This is a genomic window from Alteromonas sp. KS69 (assembly GCF_003989595.1).
Taxonomy (GTDB): domain Bacteria; phylum Pseudomonadota; class Gammaproteobacteria; order Enterobacterales; family Alteromonadaceae; genus Alteromonas; species Alteromonas naphthalenivorans.
The window spans coordinates 62,471-70,042 of sequence record NZ_PYHU01000024.1; the positions used below are offsets into that span (position 1 = coordinate 62,471).

4 protein-coding genes are annotated in these 7,572 nt (G+C 44.5%); 1 reads left to right on the forward strand and 3 read right to left on the reverse strand.

Annotated features, from left to right (window positions below; translation table 11 throughout):
* Window positions 1-13 precede the first annotated feature (13 nt).
* The 3 genes from C7Y69_RS14440 to C7Y69_RS14450 all read right to left on the reverse strand — a co-directional run bounded on the left by C7Y69_RS14440 (window position 14) and on the right by C7Y69_RS14450 (window position 4,466).
* Complete coding sequence (locus C7Y69_RS14440) at window positions 14-1,015, reverse strand: hypothetical protein (RefSeq protein WP_126873178.1); 1,002 nt, start codon at window positions 1,013-1,015, stop codon at window positions 14-16.
* Window positions 1,016-1,187: 172 nt separating this feature from the next.
* Window positions 1,188-2,573 carry a siroheme synthase CysG gene (gene cysG / locus C7Y69_RS14445; protein WP_126873179.1) on the reverse strand — a complete coding sequence of 462 codons (1,386 nt, stop codon included), beginning with the start codon at window positions 2,571-2,573 and terminating at the stop codon, window positions 1,188-1,190.
* Window positions 2,574-2,699: 126 nt separating this feature from the next.
* Window positions 2,700-4,466, reverse strand: a complete 1,767-nt coding sequence (locus C7Y69_RS14450; protein ID WP_126873180.1) for a DEAD/DEAH box helicase — start codon at window positions 4,464-4,466, stop codon at window positions 2,700-2,702.
* A gap of 216 nt (window positions 4,467-4,682) precedes the next feature.
* Here C7Y69_RS14450 and prsT point away from each other — a divergent pair, with 216 nt between their 5' ends.
* Window positions 4,683-7,460: an XrtA/PEP-CTERM system TPR-repeat protein PrsT gene (gene prsT / locus C7Y69_RS14455; RefSeq protein WP_126873181.1), complete on the forward strand. Its 2,778-nt coding sequence runs from the start codon at window positions 4,683-4,685 to the stop codon at window positions 7,458-7,460.
* The last annotated feature ends 112 nt before the right edge of the window (window positions 7,461-7,572 follow it).

Sequence of the window (7,572 nt, forward strand, 5' to 3'; positions counted from 1 at the left end):
TGTTAGAGCACTATTAGTCAATATGCTCCACTTGATAGCGGCCAGTAGAAATGTAGCGTTTCGTATCTTCTGAAATGTCGCCAAAGGGGATAAGTGCTGGGCCGGTTGGGTCAAAAAGCACGTAAGTCTTACCCTCAACTTCTAACTTCTCGTCTTCGGAAATGGCATTTATCGCGACTCCCAATAACGCATGATGGGGAAGAAAGACCATAATGATGCTGGTAGAAGGAAGAAAGGCACGTACCAAAGCGCCCGTTAGCACCGCCTTACTGTCGCAGTCGCCCCTGTTTTGCATCAGTAACCCTAACGGAGGTGCAAAACCAGAACCATTACTGGCGACTCTGTCTTCAAGGGAATCGTAAGGAATACTTTGTACCCAGCTAGTCATCAATTGTAAATAAGCGCGGTTATTTTCGATACGATCTATTTTGTCGTAAAACGCTTCCGAGATAGGCCTAAGTGATTCAAAGGTTTGAGCAACGTAGCGAAGGTGGTCCGGCTTTACTGCTTGCTGGTTAAAAAGCGTGGTGAATCGGGTGTAATAATGCTTATCAAGGTAGTCAGTATAAGCTGTTCGCTGCACGTCTTTTAGTTGAGATAATATCTGGTCAGCTTTATTCGGCTTGGTTGATTTAACCTTAATATTAATGGCGTCATTTTCATGGGTAACTGACACAACGGCTTCGCGTGGGTCGACTTTCTTCGCTTCTTTCAATAACGACACAGTAACATAACGCTGGGCTATTTCAGGTTTATAGTTGGCCTGTGTGGTAGGCGCTACCTTTAATGCGCTATTGGGCAAAGAGAATGCAATGGTTTGCTCAGTACCTTCGTTATCTAGCCATCGATATTTAAACTGAATATCATCAGGCGTCACGGTTTTGTTGAAAGTGAGTTGCGACGCGTAAGTAGCGACAGGGGTAAAACAAAGAAGAAACAGTGCGATCCTAAGCGGCAGCGCTAACCAAAGCGCTAGCGACTTAAACAACCGAGTAGGCAAGCCCATGGCAAACATCGCCGTTTGCCTGCAAAGATGGCTTACATACCCTAAAACTTGAAACCTTCGCTTTGGTGTGATTACCAATGTATAAATGCCGACATGCCGCTTAGCTGATTAATTCAGTATGCGTACGCAGGGGTAAATTGCAACAAATTAGTTAAAACCAAAGCGTGCTCACAAGGGTAAGTTAGTCACCAAACCAATTTAGCTGGTTATGCAAACTTACTACAGTACCTACGATAATGAGCGTCGGGGGCTTCAACGCTGATGTAGCAGGATTTTGCGTAATATCACTAAGCGTGCCTGTTACCACCACTTGGTTTTCGGTGGTAGCCGATTGAATCAAGGCAATGGGGGTATCTGCGGTAAGACCATTTTCAATCAGCTTTTTACAAATAATGGGTAAGCCAGTTAACCCCATATAAAACACAATCGTCTGATTGGCGTGCGCTAACGATTGCCAATTCAAATCGATAGTATCGTCTTTTAGATGGCCGGTAGCAAACACCACTGATTGGGCGTGATCTCTATGGGTTAAAGGAATACCTGCATAACTTGATGCGCCATTCGCCGCAGTAATACCGGGCACTACTTGGAACTCAATACCGTGCTGAATAAGGGTTTGAATTTCTTCCCCGCCACGACCAAATATGAATGGATCTCCGCCTTTTAAGCGTACCACTCGATTGCCTTTTTTCGCCTCATCAACCATAAGCTGGTTAATATCATCTTGTGGCAAGCTATGGTTGCTCTTTGCTTTACCCACGTAAATTTTTTCGGCATCTCGGCGAACGAGTTCTAAAATCTGCGGTGAAACTAATCTATCGTAAACCACTACATCAGCTTTTTGCATTAGCCTTAGTGCACGAAACGTCAACAAATCAGGGTCGCCAGGGCCTGCACCAACAAGGTAGACCTGACCTTGAACTTGGTTGTTTTCAGCCGCTGCCGTTAGGGCGGTTTCAAAGGCTGCATCGGCTTTGCTGTCTTGGCCTTTTTCGACCATTTCAGCTATGTCGCCATCTAACACGTCTTCCCAAAAGTAACGCCTTGCAGTAACACCATTTAAGGTTTGCTTTACTTTTTCTCTGAATTTTTCTGAAAACGCACCAAGCTTACTCAAGTTAGCAGGCAGCACAGTTTCCAGTTTTTGGCGTAAATAGCGTAATAGTACGGGCGCTACGCCGCCGCTACTCATGGCAATAATAATGGGTGAGCGATCTACAATAGAAGGGGTAATGAATTGGCAAAGTGGGGTGTTATCTACCACATTCACAAGCACTTTTTGTTCGCGAGCTAAATCGTGAATGGCTTGATTGGTTTCAGATTTATCAGTGGCAATAAAAACCATGTCTTTATCGGCTAAATCGCTATCGATAAACTCCCGCTCAATAAGGGTTACTTTCTCGTTTTGCGCCAAACGTTTTATCGTGTCGCATGCCCAAGGCGCTACCACAGTGATGTGAGCTGGAGTCTTCATGATGAGCTCAAGTTTGCGGGCGGCTACTTCTCCAGCGCCAACAATTAAACAGCGAAGAGAGCGAGCATCTAAAAATAGGGGAAAGTAATCCATTGAGGGGCACATAAAAAAAAAAGAACTAACGCTATTTTGCGCTAATTCTTTTTAATTAGAAACAACGAAATCAGCCTTTATATTCCACAACGTTATATAAAGGCAGAAGTTGCTTTTATTTCGGTCTTACGACTTGCGACGTGCGCGGTTATCACGACTGCGGTTTTCACCACGGTTGTCGCCACGCTCGCGTTTCGCTGGCGGTGTATCCGACCATTCGCGAATCGACAAACGCTGACCCGCTACGCGAGTACCTTGAAGCTTGTCTTTAGTCTCTTTTGGCATACCTTCAGGCAAATCAACAGTACTGAAGTTATCATAAATTTCGATAGCACCAATGTGCTTAGAATCCATGTTACCTTCGTTTGCGATAGCGCCAACGATATTACCCGGCTTAGCACCGTGTGTATGACCTACGTCGATACGGAAGCGCTGCATACCTGCTTCTGGCTTACGACCAGTGCGAGGTGCTCTAGGCTTACGTTCACGACCGTCACGGCCACCATCTCTGCGGTCGCCACGAGGTTCACGGCTGTCACGAGGTGGCTTGCTGTGAAGGTCAGGGCGGTCGCTTTCTTTTAAGATAAGCGGCTCATCACCTTGTGCAATCTTAAGCAATGCTGCCATTAGCACTTCAGGAGAAGCTTCAGCTTCTTCTTTAATCATCTCAACTAATGGAATAAGTGTTTCAATGCTGTCATCTTGCGTAGCTTCAATAACAGATTGCTTGAAACGGCTTAAACGGGTTTCGTTGATTTCACTAATTGAAGGAATTGGCATTGCTTCAATTGGCTGCTTAGTCGTTTTCTCGATAGAGAAAAGCATACGCTTTTCACGATGAGAGATGAAAAGGATTGCATCACCAGTACGACCTGCACGGCCTGTACGACCAATACGGTGAACATAAGATTCACTATCGTAAGGTACGTCGTAGTTGATAACGTGGCTAACACGTTCAACATCAAGACCACGTGCAACAACGTCAGTTGCTACTAAGATATCAATGTTACCTTGCTTAAGTTTATCAACAGTACGCTCACGAGCGTTCTGAGGAATGTCACCATTTAGCGGTTCAACATCGTATCCACGTGCAGAAAGTTTATCAGCAAGTTCAACAGTAGCTGTCTTAGTACGCACGAAAATAATCATGCCGTCAAAACGCTCTACTTCCATGATACGCGTAAGTGCCTCAAGCTTATGATGAGGCGCTACTTGGCAGTAACGTTGACGAATAGTACTTGCAGTACTTACCTTAGACGCAATTTTTACGTGCTTAGGATCTTTAAGATAACGCTGAGTAATCTTCTTGATTGGACCAGGCATAGTTGCCGAGAACAACGCCGTTTGGCGTTCAGCTGGCGCGTGGCTCAAAATAAGCTCAACGTCATCAATAAAGCCCATGCGCAGCATTTCGTCGGCTTCATCAAGTACGAGGAATTTAAGTTCACTTAAATCCAACGTTTTACGTTTAATATGGTCAATAACACGACCTGGTGTACCTACTACAACTTGAACGCCGCGCTTAAGCTGGCGAATTTGGTTGTCGTAAGATTGACCGCCGTAAACAGGCAGTACTTTAATTTTATGGCTGAAACTAGCGTACACTTGGAACGCTTCTGCTACCTGAATCGCCAATTCGCGAGTAGGTGCTAGTACCAGTAATTGCGGCTTACGTTGCTCAGGATCGATATTTGCCAACATTGGAAGGGCAAACGCTGCGGTTTTTCCTGTCCCTGTCTGGGCCTGACCGAGTAAGTCGTGACCTTCAAGCAGTAATGGAATACTCTCGGCTTGAATAGGTGACGGTTTCTCGTAGCCAACTTTTTCAAGGGCTTGTAAGATAGGTTCTGGTAGTTTTAGATCTTTAAATGTCATGTCGACAGTTGTTGTCATTAAGGGTCCTGATGCTTTAAGTAAGGAGGGTGCGGCATACTGTAGGACGCCTTCAAACGTCGGAGTGTGCTCGCGGTATTGCAAAAAACGTTATTATATTCGAATAATGGTCAGGTTGCCACGAAATTGCACAATAATGACGAAAAAATGCACAATTGATAGTGTAAACTTCGGGTATACCTCGAAATTCAAATGATGTAGGGCAAAGGAACGACAATGAATAAGAAATACCCACAGCAGATTTTTAAGCGATCTTCTATCGCAGTTCTTCTTTTGAGCAGCCTTTTAGCAGGATGTGGTGATAAATCGATAGACGCTCATCTAGAAGACGCTCGTGCTTATGCACAGAATCAAAATAATGCTGCTGCAATTGTTGAATATAAAAATGCCATTCAGATGGACCCCAATGCAGCGGTACCTCGTTTTGAGTTAGGTAAATTATACCTTCAAAATGATAATTATGTCTCAGCAGAAAAAGAGTTAAACAAAGCGTTAGAGCTTGGCCACCCCGCCAGTGAAGTTATTCCTCTCCTCTCTGTTGCTTATCAACAGTCTGGCGCTGAGAACGCTTTAGGTGAGGTGGATTACCGCGCAGAGGGTATGACCACAGTTGAATCTGCGGAAGTTGGCTTTTATAAACTGCAAGCCTTGGTGCAGCTAGAAAAACTGGCAGAGGCTGAAGCGCTGCTAGGCGATTTACTGACGTTAGATACACAATCGGTTTATAAAGGTTTAATTGAAAGTTACGAATACGTACTTACAGAAGACTATGCACAGGCACTTACTGCTACAGAAGCACTTCGAGAGCAAGCGCCAAGCAACAAAGATGTTTTACTACAGCTTGCCCGCCTTTACTTGTTGGAGCAAAAGCAAGCAGAAGCCATTGGTGTTTACGAAGATTACACTAAAGCCTTTCCTAAAGACTTGACCAGTAAATTCGCTTACGCTGCTTTGCTAATAGAGCAACGCGATTTAGCACGTGCTGAGCCAGTGGTGGATGAACTGTTAACGCTGAATGAAGCCCATCCATTGCTTAATACGTTTAAAGGCATAATTGAATCAGCTAATGGAAATCATGCAAAAGCGTTAGCGCATTTGGAAACAGCAGTACAAAACGGTCGTAACGATCAAGTGGTGCGATTGGTTGCCGGTTTCAGCGCGTATCAAATTCAAGATTTTGAAGCGGCCCAACGACACCTTACTATGGTGGCGTCACGGTTACCTGAAAATCACCCAGGCTTAAGAATGCTAGCAGACAGCATGTTGCAACTGGGTGAAAATGACGAAGCCCTTGCCGTATTAAACCGAGTAGAAGGCGTTACGACCACTGACGCAGCGCTATTTTCAAAAGCGGGGTATCAATTACTTCGTGAAGGTAACGTACTTGGTGCCAAGCAAATGGTTGAAAAAACCGAAGCGGTAGTGGATACCTCACCAGAAGATCTCGCTCGTTTAGGTGTGTTACAACTTTCGTTAAACGATGTGACCGGTTTGGTTAACATTGAAGAAGCCGTTCAGCGGGCGCCAGAATCTACCGCCTCTCAAAACACGTTACTGCGCGCATACATCGCTACTGGCGAGCTAGAAAAAGCCAAAGTTGCTGCCAGTGAATGGCAGGAGCAAGCGCCAAGTGATGCATTGCCTTTGGTGTACTTAGCTAGTATTGCTATTGTTGAGGAAGACTTTACTACAGCCACTGACTTATTAAATAGCGCTGAAAAGTTAGAGGGTGCCGATAAAGAAGTGGCTTATGCCAAAGTGAAGTTGCTGATTGCGCAAAAGCAGTTTGCTGACGCTATTACGCTTGTGAAATCTCATATAAAAGATAGCCCTTCTGACGTGCAAGCGTTGACCATGTGGTACGCCCTAGAAGCGCGAGAAAAAAATGAAGCAGTAGTAGTTGACTACTTAGAGAAGCAACTTGCAAAACAATCAGGCGATATAAACTTGCGTTTATTATTGGCGCGTATTTATTCCCGAATGGGCGAAATAGCCAAGAATAATAGCTTGTTAGCCTCTGTTGAAGGTGATGCAAGCACCCCAATGGCGTTTTGGAATTTAAAGGGTCAGGGCCTAATTCGTGCAAACGAAGTTGAAAAAGCCAAAGCCTTGTTTGAACGTTGGGTTGAGTTTTATCCGCAAGATAAAAATGCGGTATTGGGCATGCTGCTTATCCTTGATTCTCAGAATAACTACCGCGACGGTTTAGCGCTTACTGAAAAAGTATTAGCGAAACGTCCTGATGCCCAGATTAGCCTTTTAAAAGCGTATTTCCACGCCATGATGGGGCAAAGTAAACCGGCATGGGAGATTATCAATAGTACCTCTGATGAGGTGCAAGCACTGCCATTCGTTCGCGGTATTCTCGCACGACTGTATGTTATCGATAAGCAACCAGAAGAAGCATTGGAGCATGCAGAGGTGGCTTATGAAGCTACGCCAAACTCGGACATGGCCTTGCTGATGGTGGCCATTCTTGAAATGACAGGTAAACAAGCCGAGGCCTTTTCATTTCTTGAAAAGCATGTCCAGAACACGCCAAACGATGTGCGCAGTGCCATGCTATTAGCCGAACGTCAAATTGGTAGCGATAAACAAACAGCCATAGCGACCTATGAAACTATTTTGACTAAAACCCCTGATAATTTTGTGGTGTTGAATAACTTAGCGTTTTTAAGTTATCAAAATGGAAACTTAGATAAAGCTGAAACCATGGCGAAAAAGGCCGTATCTTTACAACCTGAAAATGCAGACTCTGTAGATACGTTGGCGCAAATACTGATTGCCAAAGGCGATATAGAAGCTGCGCTTAACCTGTATTCAGATATTGCAACTCGACCTATTTTAAATGATGAGGTGTACCTGAATCACGTAGAGCTGTTATTGCAGATGGATAAAAGTGCGTTAGCTAAGCGCCGCCTAGCAAGCAGAGAGTTTGAAAAAGAAGTATCGCTTGAGCGTATAGAAACGCTTAAAACGCGCTACGGATTATAAAAGGGTGTTTGGTACCTTAAAGCGAGTAAGCAAACTGACAGCTAAATAGGTTACTAAACCGATAGCTAAGTTAATACAAACGAAAAAAGCGCCTAGGGCCTGTTGATCTTTG